The sequence below is a fragment of the Sphingobium sp. SJ10-10 genome (assembly GCF_036038995.2).
GTDB lineage: Bacteria > Pseudomonadota > Alphaproteobacteria > Sphingomonadales > Sphingomonadaceae > Sphingobium.
In genome coordinates this window covers 14,010-34,686 of sequence record NZ_CP158132.1, presented here as the reverse complement: position 1 = coordinate 34,686, position 20,677 = coordinate 14,010, and the positions used below count along the sequence as shown (strand labels likewise).

The 20,677-nt window shown below is 62.9% G+C and carries 14 protein-coding genes and 1 tRNA gene; 8 read left to right on the top strand and 7 right to left on the bottom strand.

What is annotated here, in order from left to right:
* Positions 1–75: 75 nt before the first annotated feature.
* Entirely contained in the window at positions 76–4,332 is a 4,257-nt protein-coding gene (rpoC, locus tag VVT58_RS00145) for a DNA-directed RNA polymerase subunit beta' (RefSeq protein ID WP_066559877.1), read from the top strand.
* A 235-nt stretch (positions 4,333–4,567) separates the two neighbouring features.
* Positions 4,568–4,641, top strand: a tRNA-Gln gene (locus VVT58_RS00140).
* A 67-nt stretch (positions 4,642–4,708) separates the two neighbouring features.
* Here VVT58_RS00140 and VVT58_RS00135 read toward each other — a convergent pair.
* Positions 4,709–5,077 carry a thermonuclease family protein gene (locus tag VVT58_RS00135; protein ID WP_087575273.1) on the bottom strand — a complete coding sequence of 123 codons (369 nt, stop codon included), beginning with the start codon at positions 5,075–5,077 and terminating at the stop codon, positions 4,709–4,711.
* A 623-nt stretch (positions 5,078–5,700) separates the two neighbouring features.
* On the opposite strand from VVT58_RS00135, the gene VVT58_RS00130 reads away from it, so the two are divergent.
* Positions 5,701–6,696: a DUF2279 domain-containing protein gene (locus VVT58_RS00130; RefSeq protein ID WP_327752879.1), complete on the top strand. Its 996-nt coding sequence runs from the start codon at positions 5,701–5,703 to the stop codon at positions 6,694–6,696.
* A 130-nt stretch (positions 6,697–6,826) separates the two neighbouring features.
* On the opposite strand, the gene VVT58_RS00125 is transcribed toward VVT58_RS00130, so the two are convergent.
* The 4 genes from VVT58_RS00125 to VVT58_RS00110 all read right to left on the bottom strand — a co-directional run bounded on the left by VVT58_RS00125 (position 6,827) and on the right by VVT58_RS00110 (position 11,907).
* Entirely contained in the window at positions 6,827–7,219 is a 393-nt protein-coding gene (locus VVT58_RS00125; RefSeq protein ID WP_327752880.1) for an energy transducer TonB, read from the bottom strand.
* Positions 7,220–7,641: 422 nt separating this feature from the next.
* Positions 7,642–9,264, bottom strand: a complete 1,623-nt coding sequence (locus tag VVT58_RS00120; protein WP_327752881.1) for an NAD(P)/FAD-dependent oxidoreductase — start codon at positions 9,262–9,264, stop codon at positions 7,642–7,644.
* A 157-nt stretch (positions 9,265–9,421) separates the two neighbouring features.
* Positions 9,422–11,458 (bottom strand): TonB-dependent receptor, encoded by a 2,037-nt coding sequence (locus tag VVT58_RS00115; protein WP_327752882.1) that lies wholly within the window; start codon positions 11,456–11,458, stop codon positions 9,422–9,424.
* Positions 11,459–11,499: 41 nt separating this feature from the next.
* Positions 11,500–11,907: a DUF2946 family protein gene (locus VVT58_RS00110; RefSeq protein WP_066559890.1), complete on the bottom strand. Its 408-nt coding sequence runs from the start codon at positions 11,905–11,907 to the stop codon at positions 11,500–11,502.
* Between the two features lie 370 nt (positions 11,908–12,277).
* Here VVT58_RS00110 and VVT58_RS00105 point away from each other — a divergent pair, with 370 nt between their 5' ends.
* The 3 genes from VVT58_RS00105 to VVT58_RS00095 all read left to right on the top strand — a co-directional run bounded on the left by VVT58_RS00105 (position 12,278) and on the right by VVT58_RS00095 (position 16,183).
* Positions 12,278–12,685: a MerR family DNA-binding transcriptional regulator gene (locus tag VVT58_RS00105; RefSeq protein WP_327752883.1), complete on the top strand. Its 408-nt coding sequence runs from the start codon at positions 12,278–12,280 to the stop codon at positions 12,683–12,685.
* A gap of 36 nt (positions 12,686–12,721) precedes the next feature.
* Positions 12,722–14,524 (top strand): acyl-CoA dehydrogenase C-terminal domain-containing protein, encoded by a 1,803-nt coding sequence (locus VVT58_RS00100; RefSeq protein ID WP_327752884.1) that lies wholly within the window; start codon positions 12,722–12,724, stop codon positions 14,522–14,524.
* Positions 14,525–14,890: 366 nt separating this feature from the next.
* On the top strand, positions 14,891–16,183 hold the full coding sequence (locus VVT58_RS00095; protein WP_327752885.1) for an amino acid permease: 1,293 nt from the start codon (positions 14,891–14,893) through the stop codon (positions 16,181–16,183).
* Between the two features lie 31 nt (positions 16,184–16,214).
* Here VVT58_RS00095 and dnaJ read toward each other — a convergent pair whose 3' ends face one another.
* Positions 16,215–17,351 carry a molecular chaperone DnaJ gene (gene dnaJ / locus VVT58_RS00090; RefSeq protein ID WP_327752886.1) on the bottom strand — a complete coding sequence of 379 codons (1,137 nt, stop codon included), beginning with the start codon at positions 17,349–17,351 and terminating at the stop codon, positions 16,215–16,217.
* Between the two features lie 63 nt (positions 17,352–17,414).
* On the bottom strand, positions 17,415–19,313 hold the full coding sequence (gene dnaK / locus VVT58_RS00085) for a molecular chaperone DnaK (RefSeq protein WP_327752887.1): 1,899 nt from the start codon (positions 19,311–19,313) through the stop codon (positions 17,415–17,417).
* Between the two features lie 176 nt (positions 19,314–19,489).
* Between dnaK and VVT58_RS00080 the strand changes: the two genes are divergently transcribed.
* Both VVT58_RS00080 and VVT58_RS00075 read left to right on the top strand, forming a co-directional pair.
* Positions 19,490–19,957 (top strand): copper chaperone PCu(A)C, encoded by a 468-nt coding sequence (locus VVT58_RS00080; RefSeq protein WP_327752888.1) that lies wholly within the window; start codon positions 19,490–19,492, stop codon positions 19,955–19,957.
* Entirely contained in the window at positions 19,954–20,418 is a 465-nt protein-coding gene (locus tag VVT58_RS00075; RefSeq protein ID WP_327752889.1) for a vgr related protein, read from the top strand. Before VVT58_RS00080 ends, VVT58_RS00075 begins: the two co-directional genes overlap by 4 nt.
* The last annotated feature ends 259 nt before the right edge of the window (positions 20,419–20,677 follow it).

The following is a 20,677-nucleotide window of genomic DNA, read 5'->3' as shown; positions in this document are numbered from 1 at the left end:
TGTCGGGCGCTGCCTGTCGGCGGCGCCCCTCCCCTTCTTCACCCGGAAATTTTACCCTCTAGAGGGACATGAAATATGAACGAACTGACCAATTTCGCCAATCCGGTCCAGAAGCCGGAAACCTTCGACCAGATCCAGATCGGCCTCGCCTCCCCGGAACGCATCCGCAGCTGGTCCTTCGGTGAGATCAAGAAGCCGGAAACCATCAACTACCGCACGTTCAAGCCCGAGCGTGACGGCTTGTTCTGCGCGCGCATCTTCGGTCCGATCAAGGATTATGAATGCCTGTGCGGCAAGTATAAGCGCATGAAATATAAGGGCATCGTCTGCGAAAAGTGCGGCGTGGAAGTGACCGTGTCGAAGGTCCGCCGCGAGCGCATGGGCCATATCGAACTGGCCGCCCCGGTTGCGCACATCTGGTTTCTGAAGTCGCTGCCCTCGCGCATCGGCCTGCTGCTCGACATGCAGTTGAAGCAGCTTGAGCGGGTGCTGTATTTCGAATCCTACATCGTCACCGAGCCGGGCCTGACCCCGCTCGAAAAGTTCCAGCTTCTGACCGAAGACGAACTGCTGGACGCGCAGGACGAATATGGCGAGGACGCCTTCTCGGCCGGCATCGGCGCGGAAGCGGTCAAGCAGATGCTGATGGACCTCGACCTTGAGGGCGAGAAGCAGGCGCTACTGGACGAGTTGGCGGTCACCAAGTCGGAACTCAAGCCCAAGAAGATCATCAAGCGGCTGAAGGTCGTCGAGAGCTTCCTGGAATCGGGCAACCGCCCCGAATGGATGATCCTCGACGTCGTGCCAGTCATCCCGCCGGAACTGCGCCCGCTGGTGCCGCTGGACGGCGGTCGTTTCGCGACGTCGGACCTCAACGACCTCTATCGTCGCGTGATCAACCGCAACAACCGCTTGAAGCGGCTGATGGAGCTGCGCGCGCCGGATATCATCGTCCGCAACGAAAAGCGCATGTTGCAGGAAGCCGTCGACGCCCTGTTCGACAATGGCCGCCGCGGCCGCGTCATCACCGGCGCCAACAAGCGTCCGCTCAAGTCGCTGTCCGACATGCTCAAGGGCAAGCAGGGCCGCTTCCGTCAGAACCTGCTCGGCAAGCGCGTCGACTATTCGGGCCGTTCGGTCATCGTGACCGGCCCGGAACTCAAGCTGCACCAGTGCGGCCTGCCCAAGAAGATGGCGCTCGAACTGTTCAAGCCCTTCATCTACGCCCGCCTCGACGCCAAGGGTCTGTCCATGACCCTGAAGCAGGCGAAAAAGTGGGTCGAGAAGGAGCGCAAGGAGGTCTGGGACATCCTGGACGAAGTGATCCGCGAGCATCCGGTCATGCTGAACCGCGCGCCGACGCTTCACCGCCTCGGCATCCAGGCGTTCGAGCCCGTGCTGATCGAGGGCAAGGCGATCCAGCTTCACCCGCTGGTCTGCTCGGCCTTCAACGCCGACTTCGACGGTGACCAGATGGCCGTCCACGTGCCGCTCTCGCTGGAAGCCCAGTTGGAAGCCCGCGTGCTGATGATGTCGACCAACAACATCCTCAGCCCCGCGAACGGCAAGCCGATCATCGTTCCGTCGCAGGACATGGTGCTGGGTATCTATTATCTGTCCATGGAACGTGAAGGCGAGCCGGGCGAAGGCATGCTGCTGTCCGACATGCAGGAAGTCCATCAGGCTCTCTATGCCAAGGCTGTGACGCTGCACTCGAAGATCACCAGCCGCGTGCCGCAGACCGACGAAGCCGGCAATCAGTATATGAAGCGCTTCGAAACGACGCCGGGCCGCATGCTGCTGGGCGAATGTCTGCCCAAGAGCCACAAGGTGCCCTTCGACGTCGTCAACCGCCTTCTCACCAAGAAGGAAATCGGGGACGTCATCGATCAGGTCTATCGTCACACCGGTCAGAAGGACACGGTGCTGTTCGCGGACGCCATCATGGCGCTGGGCTTCCGTCACGCCTTCCAGGCCGGCATCAGCTTCGGCAAGGACGACATGGTGATCCCGGACTCGAAGGAAGGCACCGTTGCCGAAACCAAGGCACTGGTGGCCGACTATGAGCAGCAATATCAGGACGGCCTGATCACCCAGCAGGAAAAGTACAACAAGGTGATCGACGCCTGGAGCCGTTGCGGCGACGTGGTGGCGAACGCCATGATGGACGAGATCCGCGCCCAGCCCAAGGATCCGGCGACCGGCCGCATGGCCCAGATCAACTCGATCTACATGATGGCGCACTCCGGTGCCCGTGGTTCGCAGGCCCAGATGAAGCAGCTTGCCGGTATGCGCGGCCTGATGGCCAAGCCGTCGGGCGAAATCATCGAAACGCCGATCATCTCGAACTTCAAGGAAGGTCTGACCGTCCTTGAATATTTCAACTCCACCCACGGCGCCCGAAAAGGGCTTGCCGACACCGCGCTCAAGACGGCGAACTCGGGTTATCTGACCCGCCGTCTGGTCGACGTGTCGCAGGATTGCACCATCGTCGAGGAAGATTGCGGCACCGAAAAGGCGCTGGAGATGAAGGCGATCGTCCAGGGCGGTTCGGTCATCGCCTCGCTTGGCGAGCGCATCCTGGGCCGCACCACGGCGCAGGATATCGTCGACAGCAAGGACGGCACCGTCATCGTGCCGATCGGCACGCTGCTCGACGAAGCGCTGGTGGCGCAAATCGAGGCCATCGGCACGCAGGCCGTGAAGATCCGCAGCCCGCTGATCTGCGAAAGCAAGATGGGCGTCTGCGGCAAGTGCTACGGCCGTGACCTCGCCCGTGGTACGCCGGTCAATATCGGTGAAGCGGTCGGCGTCATCGCGGCGCAGTCCATCGGTGAACCGGGCACGCAGCTGACCATGCGTACCTTCCACATCGGCGGCGCGGCGAACTTCAACGAAACGTCGAACCTGGAAGCCATGTCGGACGGCACGATCGAGCTGCGCGACATGCCGACCATCATGGACAAGAATGGCCGTCGCCTGTCGCTCGCCCGCAACGGCGAGATCGCGATCATCGATAGCGAAGGCCGCGAGCGCGAAACCCACCGCCTGCCTTACGGCGCCACCGTCCTGATTGCCGATGGTGACCCCGTGGCGAAGGGCGAGCGCTTTGCCGAGTGGGATCCGTTCACCATGCCGGTGATCACCGAAAAGCCGGGTATCGTGAAATATGTCGACCTGATCGACGGCAAGACGCTGGCCGAACAGACCGACGAAGCCACCGGCATCGCGCAACGCGTGGTGACGGAGCATCGCGGTGCCGCCCGTACCAAGGAGGATCTGCGCCCGCGCCTGACCCTGCTGGACGACGGCTCGGGCGAAGCCGCCCGCTACATGCTGGCGGTCGGCGCGACCCTTTCGGTCGACGATGGCGCTCAGGTGCAGGCCGGTGACGTGCTGGCGCGTGTCTCCCGCGAAGCGGCCAAGACCCGCGACATCACCGGCGGTCTGCCGCGCGTTGCCGAACTGTTCGAAGCCCGCAAGCCCAAGGACAATGCGATCATTGCCAAGGTGTCGGGCCGCGTTCAGTTCCTCAAGGATTACAAGGCGAAGCGCAAGATCGCCATCAATCCCGAGGATGGCGGCGAGCCGGTCGAATATCTGATCCCCAAGAGCAAGGTGATCGACGTTCAGGAAGGCGACTTCGTGAAGCGCGGCGACAACCTGATCGGCGGTTCGCCCGATCCGCACGACATTCTGGAAGTGCTCGGCATCGAGCCGCTGGCCGAATATCTGGTCGCGGAAATCCAGGAAGTCTATCGCTTGCAGGGCGTGAAGATCAACGACAAGCACATCGAAACGATCGTTCGTCAGATGCTGCAAAAGGTCGAGATCATCGAGTCCGGCGACACCACACTGCTGGTGGGCGAGCAGATCGACCGCGAGGAAATGGACGAGATCAACAGCAAGCTCCAGCCGGGTTTCGCGCCCGCCGCGGGCAAGCCGGTGCTGCTCGGTATCACCAAGGCCTCGCTCCAGACGCGTTCCTTCATCTCGGCGGCGTCCTTCCAGGAAACCACCCGCGTCCTCACCGAAGCGGCGGTTCAGGGCAAGAAGGACACGCTCGTCGGTCTGAAGGAAAACGTCATCGTCGGCCGCCTCATCCCGGCGGGTACTGGTGCGGGCATGAACCGCATGCGCGTCGCCGCCTCGTCACGTGACGCGGCGATGCGGGCCGCGCTGCGTGCTTCCAGCCAGGTCGACCTGATCGCGCCCAAGACGGCCGCGCAAGAGCATGCCGCCGAACTGGCGCAGGGTCCGGAAGCCGCCATCGGGGACGATCCGCTGGCTGCTGTTCAGGGTGAGGATTTCACCACCGAGGACATGGAATAAGCGCTTTGAAATAAAGGGAGTCGCTTCCTATCTGGGAGGCGGCTCCCAGCCCTTCGTACCCTATAAGGGGTCGATGAAGAGCCCGCCGGAAGCGACAGCCTGTCCGGCGGGTTTTCTTTTGGGGTGGCACCCGGCAAGCCATGAAATTGTCCGGCAAGCCTGTCGCAAACCCTCTTGACCAATCCGGAATCGCCGCCTATTTGCGCCTCTCCGGTGAGCCACTGGCCCACCCTGATGCCCGATCCTCTAATGGTAAGAGAGCGGACTCTGACTCCGTCAATCAAGGTTCGAATCCTTGTCGGGCATCCAGATTTTCCTCGAAAAGCGCGCATCGCCGGCGAAACGCGCTGCGCCGGGATTCTCTAGGCAAGCCCGGTCATCGCCTCGACAGGAAACGGCATTCCTTCGCCAGACGGCGGCCCATATCCCAGGCGGGCTTATAAACGGCCATGCCCTTTCGAATCTGCTCGCAGGACATGTTGAGCCCCCCGGCATAGACGATCGCGACGGTTCGGCCATTGGCGTCGCGGGCCACCGGAACGATGGTGATGGGATCCCGCAACGCGTGCTTCAGGCTTTCCTTGCTCTGCCGGGGACTGATGGGCGCGCAAGTCCCGCGCTTGGCGCAACGGCTGGCGACGTCCGGGGCGTCGATGCCCAAAAGCCGGATACGCTCGCCATTCACGCGCAACATGCCACCATCGACCACAGTCAAGGCGGATGCGAAGAACAGGGCGGCGATCACTCTTCCACCCCCGCAATGGCCGACGCGGCGTCCAGGCTAAAGATCATGCCCTCTCCCCATCATCGCCGCTCCCTGCCATTGGGTGCCGACGCGGCTCTCGCTTGCTTGCACCCCAGTCCACCAGCATTCTTGCCTCGGTTCAATTTTCAGCCAGTAAATCTATCTGTAAATTCTATTTTGATCTCTTCACCCAATTTTTCATGATATTTAACGATAATCGACAGATATGTATCGCTTTGATACGAATGAATTAATTTCACTCGCCTATCCTCTGTCTTTGGATATACCCATCCTCTGCCTGAAACGGATGCGAGGCCCGGTCACCCTCCGCATTTCATCATTGGGGGATGGGGTTGGCGGCCGGGAGGCGGATGCCACCTTCCACGCCCTTCGCAATCCCTTTTTCCGAATTTGCTTCGGGTGTCAGAGGCTGTCGTCGCGACTAAGACCAAAGCAATATGGCTTTGCATATCCCACGATCCGACCGACGAAATAAGCATTAATGGGCAGCCATTACCCATTATCGCAAATTGTCCTGAACCATCCGGCAGGGGTAAATTATCCCGATAAATCAAATAGCTCATATGAAATATGAAATGGGCATGGTTTATTGGGGAGATAAGATGCACCCAGCATGGACCGTCCTGCCCGCGCTGTCCCTGTGCATCGGCTCCACCTCCGCTGCCGCGCAAAGTGGCGATGATCCAGGCCTTCGATCTGACGCTCCCAGCCAGTTGGCCCTCATGGACACCCCCTTCGACCTGGGTGCCATGACACTCCGCCCCCCGCCAGCCAATCCTGTCGTGCAAGGGCCAGCCGATCTGCAAAGCCCGGCGGCTCCGGATGCCGATACCGACAGTCGCTATCATTCGCTTGGCAGCCGCATCGGCGCCGCCAAATGGGAAACCATCGGCCTCTTCGCCTATATCAGCGCGACGCAGGCCTATTGGACGGACGGCACGACTCATTTCCATTTCAAGGATGAAGGCTGGTTCGGCAAGGACACCAACAATCTGGGCATCGACAAGCTGACCCATGCCTTCAACGCCTATCTGTTCGCGGAATTTCTCGGCGCGCGGATAGCCCGCAAAACCCATGACCGGGCCAGGGCGGCTGCCCCGGCCGCGCTGCTTTCCATGGGACTGATGCTCTATGGCGAAATGTGGGACGCGCATAAGAAGGATAGCGGCTTTTCGCCACAGGATCTCCTCTTCAATACCGGCGGCGCGGCCTTTTCGGTGCTGCGCCATACGGTGCCGGGACTGGAGGAGAAGCTGGATTTCCGCCTGCTGATGATGCCCAATTCAGAAGTCTACAGCTTCAAGGGCAAGCGCCATTATGAACAGCAGCGCTTTCTGCTTTCGCTTGAACTCGCCGGTTTCGCAAGGTTGCGCGACAGCCCGTTGCGCCTGGTCGAATTGCAACTCGGATATCGCGGCAAGAATTTCACCAATGCCGACCGCGCCGCCGGCATAAGGCCGGAACGCGACATCTTCTTCGGCGTCGGCCTCAACATCAAGCAGTTGTTCTTCCGCAACAGCCGATCGCGCCTGGGTCGCGCGATCGGCAGCGGGCTCGACTATTTTCAGCTCCCCTACACCGCCGCCTATGTCCATTGAAGGAGAGCGGAAGCTGGAAGAGCGAAGGAGGCAGATGCGCGCCGGCTGAACCGCGCGCATCGGGTCGCCAACCCGGCCGCTCCTCCAGACTCCGCATCGGGCCAACGCCATCCGGGGGGAAGGGCGGCGTTCAGCGCGACGCAATCAGAACGGGCTGATCGGCGCCTGCCTGCGCCAGCGTCTGTGCCCGATGGTCCGTACGAAGCCGGTTCAGCATATCGTCCCGTTCCCAGGCATCGTTGGCGACGATGATCCACGCCTCGAACCTGGAAGCCGCGCCGATTTGCGGCGGCAACGGCGTCAACCGCCCCATGGTCTTGACCGCCCGCATCGATATCCGGTCGATGGAACGAGACGACGAAGGCTGGGCAAGGGCGATGGCCTGGGGCCGCCCCTCATCATCCAGACGGAACTGAACCCGGGCATAGCCGGTCGCGCTATGGTCGGAAGCCAGATTGGCGGTCCGGCGAATGCTGCTGGTCAGCCGGTTCGCGGTCCGATCCTGCCATTTCTCGTACGTCATTTCCTTTTCCGGCGACGCCACTACGGTCAGTTGGTCGCCTGGCTGTCTGGCACTAACCCCTGTTGACAGCAGCAGGGACGAGCAAAGCGCCAAAATCAAGGGCTTGGCATGCATGAGAGCCTCCTCTGCGATGATGTAGGATTATGATTGGAGCGGCTGCGGCGGCATCTGGCCGGCCGAAAAGCTGCGGGACTTTATATATTACAAAGGCGATCGATTGAGTAACCAATATAAATGAATGATCTCATCGGCATACATAATATTTCAAACGTGAGCCATCCTGTCCCATTTTGAAGCATCGTTTCCGCGCCGTCGCAGCACCCTTCGGCAAGTCGTTTCAATCAAGGCATTTTGCGAGGGCAGCCGGTAACGCTCCAGCGCATCGACTCGGGCTTCAGAGGAACGGTGCGTGACGGAAGGAGTCAGCCCGCCGCGATGCTCAGGCCCACCGCCTCCGCCACCTTGATCCCGTCGATCGCGGCGGAGAGAATGCCGCCCGCATAGCCCGCCCCCTCCCCGGCGGGATAAAGGCCCGCGACATTGAGGCTCTGATGATCCTTGCCCCGCGTGATGCGGATCGGGGAAGAGGTGCGGGTTTCCACCCCCGTCATCACGGCGTCGGGATGGTCGTAATTGGCGATCTGCCGCCCGAAGACGGGAATCGCCTCATGGAATGCCTCCAGCACGAATTCGGGCAGGCAGCGCGAGAGGTCGGTCAGGGTCACGCCCGGCTTGTAGGACGGAATGACCTCGCCCAACTCGCTCGAAGCGCGGCCCTCAAGGAAATCCCCCACCTTCTGTCCCGGCGCATGGTAGGAGGAACCGCCCGCGACAAAGGCCATGCTTTCCCAATGACGCTGCAATTCGATCCCCGCCAGCGGCCCGCCGGGATAGTCCCGCTCCGGATCGATGCCGACCACCAGGCCAGAATTGGCGTTGAACTCGGCCCGTGAATATTGGCTCATGCCGTTGGTGACGACGCGCCCCTCCTCCGAAGTCGCCGCAACCACCCGTCCACCAGGACACATGCAGAAGCTGTAGACCGTCCGCCCATTGGCGCAATGATGGGCAAGGCTATAGGCCGCCGCGCCCAACACCGGATGCCCCGCACAATTGCCGTAGCGCGCGCGGTCGATCCAGCTTTGCGGATGCTCGATGCGCACGCCGATGGAAAAGGGTTTCGGCTCGATATGCACGCCGCGCCGGTGCAGCATCTCGAAGGTCGGGCGGGCGCTGTGGCCCACCGCCAGCACGACATGGTCCGTTTCGATGAAGCCGCCGTCCGCCAGATGCAGCCCGCGCAGCTTCTGCATGCGGTCGCCCTGCCGTTCCAGTTCCAGTTCATCAACCCGGTGCTGCCAGCGATATTCGCCGCCCAGCCCCTCGATCTGGCGGCGCATGGATTCCACCATGGAGACGAGGCGGAAAGTGCCGATATGCGGATGCGCTTCGGTCAATATGTCATCGGGCGCACCCGCGGCGACGAATTCCTCCAGCACCTTGCGGCCCAGAAAGCGCGGATCCTTCACCCGGCAATAAAGCTTGCCGTCGGAGAAGGTGCCCGCCCCGCCCTCCCCGAACTGCACATTGCTGTCGGGATTGAGTTCGGCGCGGCGCCACAGACCCCAAGTATCCTTGGTCCGCTCCCGCACCACCTTGCCCCGGTCGAGGATGATCGGGCGAAAGCCCATTTGCGCGAGGATCAGTCCCGCAAACAGTCCGCACGGTCCCGCGCCGATCACGACGGGCCGCTTGCCCGACCAGCCCTGCGGCGCCCTCGCCACGAATTTATAATCGGTGTCCGGGCGCGGACGGACGTCATGATCCTTGGCGAAGCGCTCCAGCACCTCCGCCTCGTCCGTCACCTCGACATCAACGGTGTAGACGAGCTGGATCGCATTTTTGCGTCGCGCATCATTGCCCCGGCGCACCACGGCATGGCTCAACAGTTGCTGCGGCGCGAGATCCAGCCGCTCACAAATGGCGACAGGCATCGCCTCGGCGGGATGGTCGAGGGGCAGTTTCAATCCGGAAAGGCGCAACATTCGCCTGCCCCTAAACCTATTAGCGAGTCGGCTCCAGTCCTCCTTGGATCATCTCTCCCATCGTCGTTCCCGCTGGGGCGGGAACCCATCTCCCATAAGAATAGACTTGATGCAGCGTCGGAGATGGATTCCCGCCTTCGCAGGAATGACGATTAAATTAGAACCGGGCGCGCACCCCGCCATAGAAGGCCCGCCGCTCGACAGGATAAAAGGCGACGCTACCTTCATTCACCAGAGTGGCCGGATTGTCCTGCACATAGCGAACCAGAGCGCTGATATCCCCCACGGCCCGCTCGCCGGTCAGATTGCGGGCATCGAGGAACAGGGTGACACCCGGCTTCACCTCTGCCTGCGCGCCCAGGTTCAGCGTGGCGTAATCGCCCACCCGTTTCGTGTTGGCATAGTCCACCCAGGCACCCTGCGGCAGCCATTCGACGGCCGGCGAGACGCTGAACCGCTCCGTCCCCAGTTTCAGCTCCGCCCGGTAGAAATGGCGCGGCACCACCGGCAGGCGGTTATTGCCGAACTGCGCATCGTTGCGAAAGCGGAAATCACTATATTGATAGACCTGCCGCAGCGTCGCCCAGGGCGTGAGCGCAAGGTCCAGCCCCGCCTCGATCCCCTGATGCCGCGTCCGATCCGCATTGAAGGTCGCAGCCGGATAAAGCCCCGCCACCACATTATATTGCAGCAGCTCGCCTTTCAGGTCGGCGCGGTAGAGGCTGACATCCCAATGCGCGATGTCCAATGTGCCCCGCGTCCCGATCTCCGCCGTCCAGGCCTTTTGCGTGCCCAGTGGCGTAAAGCCCGGCACGCCGCCCGCAGGAGCCTGCCCCAATTCGATAAAGCCCGGCAGTTCCGCCGACCGGCTGTAATTCGCATAGAATTGCACCGTCTGCGCTGGCTCGAACAACAGTCCGAATTTCGGGGCGAAGGCATCGAACGACGCATCCCCGCTCCTTGCCGGGGCGAAACGATTGTCGAGCCGCCGCTCGCCATGGGTGTAGATGCCGCCCGCGATCAGCCACAGCCCTGCAATCGGTGCGATCCGCGCCTCGCCATAGCTGTTGATCGTCTGCGCCCGCGCCTTCTGATAGGATCTGGGCGCGCCCGCCCTGCCGTTCAGATTGTCGAACTGCCGGAATTTGCCCTGCCCGAAGCGCGCCTGGCCGCCCAGCGTCAGCTCGACCGGCAGCCCGCCCAGATCCCCTGCGAGATCAAGGCTGGCGAAGACGCCGCGATCCTCCGACTTCTGGTCGACGAGCTGATAGATCGGATGGTTGAGCGCCTTGGCATTATAATAGACCCCGAAGGCCAGCTCGCCGCCGTCAAGCTGAACCGTGGTGCGGTTCTGCAAGCGGATCGAATCGATATTGCGCGCCTGATCGCCAGCGAAATTGCCCTTGGCCGGATGGTTCAGCGCGTCGCTTTCATTGAGCGCGCCCGACAGCTTCTGCCGGATCGTTTGCGCGCTGGCGTAGAAGCGCGTCTCCACCCGGTCATTGAGCTTTAACCCGACATTGCCGTTGAAGCGCAGCGCCTTGCGCCGCCCATGATCGCGATCGCCATCGGACCGATCGGCGGTGACGGCCGCCCAGGCATCGCCCCGCGCATCGGCATAGCCATAGGCCGCCTTGGCCCGCAGCGTATCGAACGACCCGCCATCGACCCGCAACTCCGCCCCCGGCGCCGTCCGCCCCGTCGGCGTCACCGCATTGATCGCCCCGCCCAGCGTCGACCCGCCCCGCCGCAGCGCATTGCCGCCGCGATAAACCTCCAGATGCTGGAAGATCTGCGGGTCCAGCTCCTGAAAATCGCCATTGTCGTCGGCCATGTTGATGGGGATGCCGTCCTGCAACAGCGTCAGCCCGCGCATATGATAGCCGCGCGACAGGCCGGACCCGCGAATGGAAATCCGCACCTCCTGCCCGAAGCGCGGCTGGGTATAGACGCCGGGCGAAAAGCTCAGCGCATCGCGCAGAGAGACGGCCAGCTTGCCACCAAAATCCTCGGCAGGAACGACATCGATCCCGCCGGGCGTGCGGGCGACTTTCGCCGCGGCCTCCTCAACCACGGGGCTGGCGGTGACGATGATCCGGCTTTGCTCGGCCACCTCATCGGCCAGAGCGGGAGAAGATAGCGAGCAGGCAAGCGCGCACAGCGAAACGCCGCGCGAAATGGAAAAAACGGACATGAAAAAACAACCTTGCTGAAAAAGCACGAGAAACAGCGGATTCAGAAGGTGGCGGGCGGTCCGGAAGAAGGCGGCGGCGGTGCGGCCAGCCGCGCGATCAGCCCAGTCTTGAGCGCGAAGGCGATCGGCCCGAAGCCAAGCTGCCAGACCGGCAGCGGCAGGTCGGCCAGCGCGAGCGGCGGCACCACCGGCTGAACGGACGCGGCAAAGGGGCAATGCTGCTGCCCCGCCATGCCGTCATCCGGCGCGTGATCCTTGGCGGGAGCCTGCCCCCGGTCGACCACAATATTGACCGCGCCCTGCCCCGTGCAAAGCGTCACCACGACGCCCCGATCGGTCCGCACCGGCATGAAGCCCGAGGGCGCAACAAGCTGAATCGCCAGCACGAGCAGAGCCAGCGCGGCCAGCAGGCCTTTCGCCAATTCCGATCGTCTTACTGCCCCCATCATGGCGCCAAGCCCTAGCGGCGACGGCCCGCCCTGTCACTAGGCCGTAAACTCATAAATATCGCGTTCGAGGCGCCAAAATGGCGAACATATCGGGCCGAAATGCGCGCGGCGAAGGTTGGACACCTTTGCAAGCGCATTTCGGTTCGAGATGGAAGCCATTTTGGCGTCCTGCGGATTTGACCAAAAAGGCCCATCCCGGCGTCGAGAGGGCTTGAAATATCGACATATGCCTGCGCCCTCTCTCCTTGTGCTGGGCCTTTTTGCCTCAAACCTCGAGCGCGACATTTATGAGTTTACGGCCTAGGACAAAAGGGCCACGGGCCGCTCACTCACCTTGACGTAAACGTAAAGCAGCGTTACATCACCCGGCATGGACAAACGCACCAGCATCGCCGGCATCGAACTCCCCGATCACAGCGACCGGCAATCTTACACCATCACCGACCTGTCCGAGGAGTTCGGCGTCACCGCCCGCGCCCTGCGCTTCTACGAGGATGAAGGGCTGATCGCGCCGGAACGGCAAGGCCTGGCCCGCATCTATTCGCGCCGCGACCGCGCCCGGCTGGCGTGGATATTGCGCGGCAAGCGGGTGGGCTTCAGCCTGTCCGACATTCGCGAGATGATCGACCTCTACGATGCCGACGAGGGGCATGAGGAACAGCGCCGCGTCACCGTCGCCAAGTGCAAGGCGCGCATCGATCTTCTGACCCGCCAGAAAGACGATATCGATGCCGCCATCGCGGAACTCTCCCAGTTCGTGACCGTCCTCGACAGATAATCCCCCTCACCAGAACAGAATCGTCCGGAGAAGATCATGCCCAGCTATACCGCCCCCGTCCGCGACACCCGCTTCGTGCTCGACCATGTGCTGGGGCTGGACCGGTACACCAATCTGCCCGGTTTCGAAAATGCGACTGCCGATCTGGTGGAGGCGATCCTGACCGAAGGCGGCAAGATCGCCGCCGAAGTCCTCTTCCCCTTGAACGCCGTGGGCGACAAGGAAGGCTGCACCCGTCATCCCGACGGCAGCGTCACCACGCCGACCGGCTTCAAGGCGGCCTATGACGCCTATGTCGAGGGCGGCTGGACCACGCTGCACGCGCCGGTCGAATATGGCGGGCAGGGTCTGCCCCATGTCGTGGCGACTGCGGTCAGCGAATATATACTCTCGGCCAATCACAGTTTCGAAATGTATCATGGCCTGACCAGCGGCGCCGTGGCCGCCCTGATCGCCAAGGGCAGCGAGGAGCAGAAGCAGACCTACCTCCCCAATATGGTGTCGGGCCGATGGACCGGGACGATGAACCTGACGGAACCGCATTGCGGCACCGATCTCGGCCTCATCAAGACCAAGGCCGTGCCCCGGCAGGACGGCAGCTTCACGATCAGCGGCACGAAAATCTTCATTTCGGCGGGCGAGCATGACCTGGCGGAAAACATCATCCACCTCGTCCTTGCCAAGACTCCCGACGCGCCGGAGGGCAGCAAGGGAATCTCGCTGTTCGTCGTCCCGAAATTCCTCGTGAAGGAGGACGGATTGCTGGGCGAACGCAATGCGGTTTCCTGCGGATCGCTGGAACATAAGATGGGCATTCACGGCAATGCCACCTGCGTCATGAACTATGACGGCGCGACCGGCTGGCTGGTGGGCGAGGAGAATAAGGGTCTGGCCGCCATGTTCATCATGATGAACGCGGCGCGGCTGGGGGTTGGTCTCCAGGGTCTGGGTCAAGCGGAAATCGCCTATCAGAACGCCGCCGCCTATGCGCATGACCGGCGCCAGGGCCGGGCGCTGACCGGCCCCAAGGAGCCGGAGGAAAAGGCCGACACCCTGTTCGTCCACCCCGATGTGCGCCGGATGTTGATGGAGGGCAAGGCGCTGACCGAAGGGCTGCGCGCGCTGATGCTTTGGGGCGCGCTCCAGGTCGACCTTTCCCACCATGCCGCCACGGAAGAAGAGCGTCAGGCGGCGGACGACCTCGTTCAACTGCTGACCCCGGTGATCAAGGGCTATGGCACGGACAAGGGCTTCGATGTCGCGGTGACGGCGCAGCAGGTGTTCGGCGGCCATGGCTACATCTGGGAAAATGGCGTCGAACAATATGTCCGCGACGCCCGCATCGCCCAGATTTACGAAGGCACCAACGGCATACAGGCGATGGACCTTGTCGGGCGCAAGCTGCCCATGAACGGCGGCCGGGCGCTCCAGGCCTTCCTCAAGATCATCGCGGATGAGGTGGCGGCAGCCAAGGCCGACGAAAAACTCGCACCCCTGGCCGAAGCGCTGGAAAAGGCGAGCGGCCAGCTTGGTGCGGCGACCATGTGGCTGATGCAGAATGCGATGAAGAATCCTGACAATGCCGGTGCGGGCGCGGTGCACTATATGCACATATTGGGGATCGTCGCGACGGGCCTGATGTGGCTGCGCATGGCCAGGGCGGCGGCGGCCCAGATCGCGGCAGGCTCGGAGGATGCCAAATTCCATGAAGCCAAGCTGGTGACGGCCCGCTTCTTTGCGGAACGCATCATGCCCGACGCCGGCGCGCTCCGCCGCAAGATCGAGGGCGGCGCGGACAGCCTGATGGCGCTGGACCCGGAGATGTTCCTGGCGGCTTGAAGCGTCGCAGGATGCAGGACGCTCCGCTCGGCCATCCGCCGACCGGAGCGTTCTTTTTCGGCACGCCAAAGAGCGGGAATTGGGTGAAAGGCGGACCTTCAGTTTCCGTTCGCCCTGAGCTTGTCGAAGGGTCTTGCTGAGCGAAGGCGAAGCATGGGAGCCTCGCTCCGCTCGGCAAAGGGCTTCGACTTGCCGAAGGCAAGTTTATCCTGAGCGCCTGCCTTGGCAGGCAGACGAAGGGCTCAGCACGAACGGATCTCTCTCGTCCCCTATTGGCCATTCGCAGCCATCTCCCTTGCCTCTTCGTTTCGCCTCCCACTCCATGCCCCATTGCACCCAGCGCCGCATAAGCCCATCAAACGGCACATGATCCAGCCAGCCACGGCCCCTCCCTCCACCAGCCGCACGTTGGGCCTTGCCGCCTGCATCGCGCTGGTCATGGGCAATATGATCGGCTCCGGCGTGTTCCTGCTCCCCGCCTCGCTCGCGCCCTTCGGCTGGGATGCGGTGGCGGGATGGGTGTTCACCATCGCCGGATCGCTCATCCTCGCCTATGTCATCGCGCGGCTGACGGTGTTGATGCCCGATGCCGGCGGCACGGCACAGTTCATCACCCGCGCCTATGGGCCGCTCGCCGGTTTCGCGATCGGCTGGATCTACTGGATTTCAGTGATCTTCACCAATGTCACCATCGCGGTCGCCGCCACCGCCAATCTCAGCAGCATCCTGCCCGCGCTCAATCGCCCCGGCATGGGGGCGCTCGTCTCGATCGCCTTTCTTTGGCTAACCACTGGCATCAACCTGATCGGCGCGCGGGCCGCGGGCGTGACCCAACTCGCCACCACCGCGATCAAGCTGATACCGATCATCCTGGTCTTCCTCCTGCTCGCCCTGATGCTGGGCAGTGGCAAGGCGGAGGTCGCGCCCTTTCCCGCCCAAGGCTTCACCAGCGCCGGCATCACCGCCTCGGCGGCGTTGACGCTCTGGGCGCTGCTGGGCTTTGAATCCGCCAGCGTCGCCGCCGACAAGGTGCGCGATCCCGCCCGGACCATCCCCCGCGCCACGCTGATCGGCACGGCGGTGACGGGCCTCATCTATCTGCTGGTCTGCTCCGGCATAGCGCTTACCCTGCCCGCGGCGGAAAGCCAGTCCGGCTCGCCCTTCGCCGCCTTCGTCGCTCATTATTGGTCGCCCGGCCCGGCGCATTTCATCGCCGCCTTCGCCACGATCAGTTGCCTTGGCGCGCTCAACGGCTGGACGCTGCTGCAAGGCGAAGTGCCGCTCGCCATGGCACGGGGCGGCGAATTGCCGTGCTGGCTGGCCGGGACCAACCGCCAAGGCACGCCGGTCCGCGCATTATTGCTGTCCTGCGTGCTGGGAACATTGATGCTGATCGCCAACAGCCTGCAAGGACTGGTCGCGCTGTTCACCACCATGGCGCTGCTGTCGACATCGGCCACGCTCTGGCTGTATGTCGGCTGCGCCCTGGCGGCGCTGCGGTTCCGGCTGGTGGTGCTGGCGGCGCTGGTGGGGCTGGCTTATGCGCTCTGGACGCTCTGGGGCGCGGGATTGGTGCCGAGCGGGGCGAGTTTTCTGCTGATGGCGGGGGGTTTTCCCTTCTACGCCTGGGCGAGATGGGAAGCGAAGAATACCGCTTAACTATGCGATCCACGCTCCCGCCCCCAGAGCCTCAATCCCCCCACATTTCCTTGAGCTTGCTGAAAAATCCGGTCGACTGCGGGCATTCCTCGCCGGTTTCCGTCTCGCGGAAGGCTTCCAGCAACTCCCGCTGCTTCGCGGTCAATCTAGTCGGGGTTTCTACATCGACCTGAATCACCAGATCGCCCTGCCCCCGCCCGTTGAGCACGGGCATGCCCGCCCCACGCTGGCGGATCTGCTTGCCTGACTGAATACCGCTTGGGATCTTGATCTCATGCCGCTGGCCGTCGAGACCGGGCACTTCGATCACGCCTCCCAGCGCCGCAGTGGTGATGCTGACCGGCGCGCGGGCGAACAGGGTCGTCCCGTCCCGCTCGAAGATCGCATGCCGCTTCACATGCAGGAAAATATAGAGATCGCCCGCAGGCGCCCCGCGCGCGCCCGCCTCGCCCTCGCCCGACAGGCGGATGCGCGTGCCCTCATCGACACCGGCGGGGATGCTGACGGAAAGCGTCTTGGGCTTGTCCACCCGCCCTTCGCCCCGGCACGAACGGCAGGGGCTTTCGATCACCTGTCCCGCGCCATGGCAGGACGGACAGGTCCGCTCGACCACGAAAAAGCCCTGCTGCGCCCGCACCTGGCCATGACCATGACAGGTGCCGCAGCCCTTGACGCCCGTACCCGGCTGCGCGCCGGAACCGTCGCAGCTTTCGCAGGCCGCCGAAACCTCGATCTCGATCTCGGTCTTCTTGCCATGATAGGCATCGTCCAGCGTGATCTCCAGGTCATAGCGCAGGTCCGCTCCGCGCCGCTGGGCCTGCCGCCCACCGCCGCCGAAACCGCCTGCGGCCTGACCGAAAATCGTCTCGAAAATATCACCCAGATCGGAAAAACCGCCCGCGCCGCCGCGTCCGCCGCCAAAGCCGCCCGGACCGCCATTCTGGAACGCCGCATGACCGAAACGGTCATAGGCCGCGCGCTTCTGCGGGTCTTTCAGGCACTCATAGGCTTCGGAAACGGCCTTGAACTTGGCCTCGCTGTCGGTGCAGCCCCCGGTCTTGTCCGGGTGATATTTCATCGCCAGCTTGCGATAGGCGCTCTTGATAGCCCCGGCATCCGCCGTGCGTTCGACTTCAAGCAGTTCGTAATAATCGATTTCGGTGCTCATTTCGCCCCCGGCGTCCCTGCCCCATCATGACCACAGCAGCCATGACGGGGCAAGCACATCAGCTTACGCCTTGTTGTCGTCCACTTCGGAGAATTCGGCATCGACGACATCATCGTCCGCCTTAGGCCCGTCCGCACCCGGAGCAGCCGCAGCCGCCTGCTCCTTCTCATAGATCGCCTGGCCCAGCTTCATGGCGACCTGCGCCAGTTCCTGCGCCTTGGTCTTCATGGCTTCCGCATCGCCGCTCTCGACCGCCGACTTGGTGGCGGCAATCGCGGTCTCGATTTCCGACTTCAGGCCAGCGTCCACCTTGTCGCCATGCTCGGAAAGCTGCTGCTCGGTGGTGTGGATCAGGCTCTCGGCATTGTTCTTCGCTTCGGCCGATTCGCGCTTCTTCTTGTCTTCCTCTGCGAAACGCTCGGCATCCTTGACCATCTGGTCGATGTCGGCGTCCGAAAGACCGCCAGAAGCCTGAATGCGGATCTGCTGTTCCTTGCCGGTGCCCTTGTCCTTGGCATGGACGTTGACGAGGCCGTTGGCGTCAATGTCGAAGGTGACTTCGATCTGCGGCACGCCGCGCGGCGCGGGCGGGATCCCGACCAGGTCGAACTGGCCGAGCAGCTTGTTGTCCGCCGCCATTTCACGCTCGCCCTGGAACACGCGAATCGTCACCGCCTGCTGATTGTCGTCAGCGGTCGAATAGACCTGCGACTTCTTGGCGGGGATGGTGGTGTTGCGGTCGATCATGCGGGTGAACACGCCGCCCAGCGTCTCGATGCCGAGGCTCAGCGGGGTGACGTCGAGCAGCAGCACGTCCTTGACGTCGCCCTGCAACACGCCCGCCTGAATCGCGGCGCCCATGGCGACCACTTCGTCCGGGTTGACGCCGGTGTGCGGTTCCTTGCCGAAGAAGTCCTTCACGGCCTCGCGCACCTTAGGCATGCGGGTCATGCCGCCGACGAGGACGACTTCGCTGATCTCCGCCGCCGAAACGCCCGCATCGGCCAGAGCCTTCTTGCACGGCTCCATGGTCCGCTTGATCAGGTCGGCCACCAGACGCTCCAGATCGGCGCGGGTGATGTTCTTCACCAGATGCTTGGGACCATTCTGGTCAGCGGTGATGAAGGGCAGGTTGACTTCGGTCGACTGGGCCGAGGACAGCTCGATCTTCGCCTTTTCAGCGGCTTCCTTCAGACGCTGGAGCGCCAGCTTGTCCTTGGTGAGGTCGATGCCCTCTTCCTTCTTGAAGTCGGCAGCCAGATATTCGACCAGCTTGGCGTCGAAATCCTCACCGCCCAGGAAAGTGTCGCCATTGGTCGACTTCACCTCGAACACGCCATCGCCGATCTCCAGGATCGAGATGTCGAAGGTGCCGCCGCCAAGGTCATAGACCGCAATGGTCTTGCCGTCCTGCTTTTCGAGGCCATAGGCGAGCGCAGCCGCAGTCGGCTCGTTGATGATGCGCAGCACTTCCAGGCCAGCGATCTGGCCGGCGTCCTTGGTCGCCTGACGCTGGGCGTCGTTGAAATAGGCCGGAACGGTGATGACCGCCTGCGTGACCGTCTCGCCCAGATAGCTCTCGGCGGTTTCCTTCATCTTCTGGAGCGTGAAGGCGGAAATCTGCGAAGGCGAATAATCCTTGCCGCCGGCATTGACCCAGGCGTCGCCGTTCGGACCCTTGGCGATGCTGTAGGGCACCAGCTCCATGTCCTTCTTGGTCATCGGATCATCGAAGCGGCGGCCGATCAGGCGCTTCACCGCGAAAACCGTATTGTCCGGATTGGTCACGGCCTGACGCTTTGCAGGCTGACCGATCAGGCGCTCGCCATCCTTGGTGAAGGCGACGATCGACGGCGTGGTCCGCGCGCCTTCCGCATTTTCGATGACCTTGGGCTTGCCGCCGTCCATCACGGCGACGCAGCTATTGGTGGTGCCAAGGTCGATACCGATTACTTTTGCCATCTTGTCCTCTTTGAACCCCAAATCACATTCAGCGGTTGACGGCCCCATACCTCACGAAAGCGCCAAGGCAAGGCCGTTTGCGAAAGGGATATAGGCGCGCTTTCGCTTGGCACAAGAAGCTGCCAGCATTAGCTAGTCAATCGACCGGAAACGAGACAGTCACGAAGGCCTTCCCCATGCGCGCTTATTTCTCCCTTATCACCCTCGCTCCCCTTGCACTGTCGGCCTGCGGCGATCCAGCGCCCACCTATGTCGATCAGGCCTGGGTACGCCTCAGCCCCAATAAGGACACCCCCTCGTCCGGTTATTTCGTCGCCCATGGTGGCGATGCGGACACGGCCCTGCGCGGCGTGCTGACCGACTATGCCCTGAAGGTGGAGATGCATGAGAGCATGAGCGAGGGCGGCAAGATGACGATGAAGCCGCTCGACAGCGTCCCCATCCCCGCCAAGTCGAAGGTCGCCTTCGCGCCCGGCGGCAAGCATCTGATGCTCTGGGGCGTGAACGACACGGCGATCAGCCGGGGCAAGATGACGCTGACCTTCCTGCTCGCCAATGGCGACCGCCTACTGGTCGACGCGATTATCCAGAAGCCCGGCGCGGTCACCCCTGCGGCCAAGCCAGAGGAGCATAAGGCGCATTGACCGGCCGGCCGCTGACGGCGGCGGAAACCGCCCTTGCCCGTTCGGTTTTCGGAGACGCGATCGATTATGGGCGGGTGCGGGTGCATAATCGCAAATGGTGGCCCTTTCAGCCCAGGGGTGTGACCATGGCGCCTGACGGCCACCTCTGGTTCCATCCGGCTGGCGGCCTGTTCTGCGCGGATTTCTGCGACAGTCCCCTGCATATCCAGGGCCATTTCATCCATGAGATGACCCATGTCTGGCAGGCGCAGCGGGGCGGCAAATGGTATCTGCCGCTGATGCGCCACCCCTTCTGCCGCTACGGCTATGAGATCGTGCCGGGGCGGCCCTTCCACCGTTATGGGCTGGAACAGCAGGCGGAAATCGCGCGCCATGCCTTTCTGCTGCGGCAGGGGAGTCGCGTGGAAGGCAAGCCGCCCCTGCCGGTCTATGAGGCGCTGCTGCCCTTCACGACGGTTTAGGGTGGATTCCAGTCGTTCCCCCTCCCGCAAGCGGGAGGGGGCCAGGGGGCTGGCGCGACACTGGCGGCGATTTTCAACGGCTAACCCGGAAGCTCGCTTCGCTCGCGCCCACCCCTAACCCTTCAAACGAGGCACGTGACTCGTTTGAACGCCTGCGGGAGGGGAATGTCTTGGAATGGCCAAAACCCGCCACCATTTCCCTCATCTTAACTGCACGGCCCCCATGCCTGGCACACCTGTTCCCCCGCGCCATCCTGTG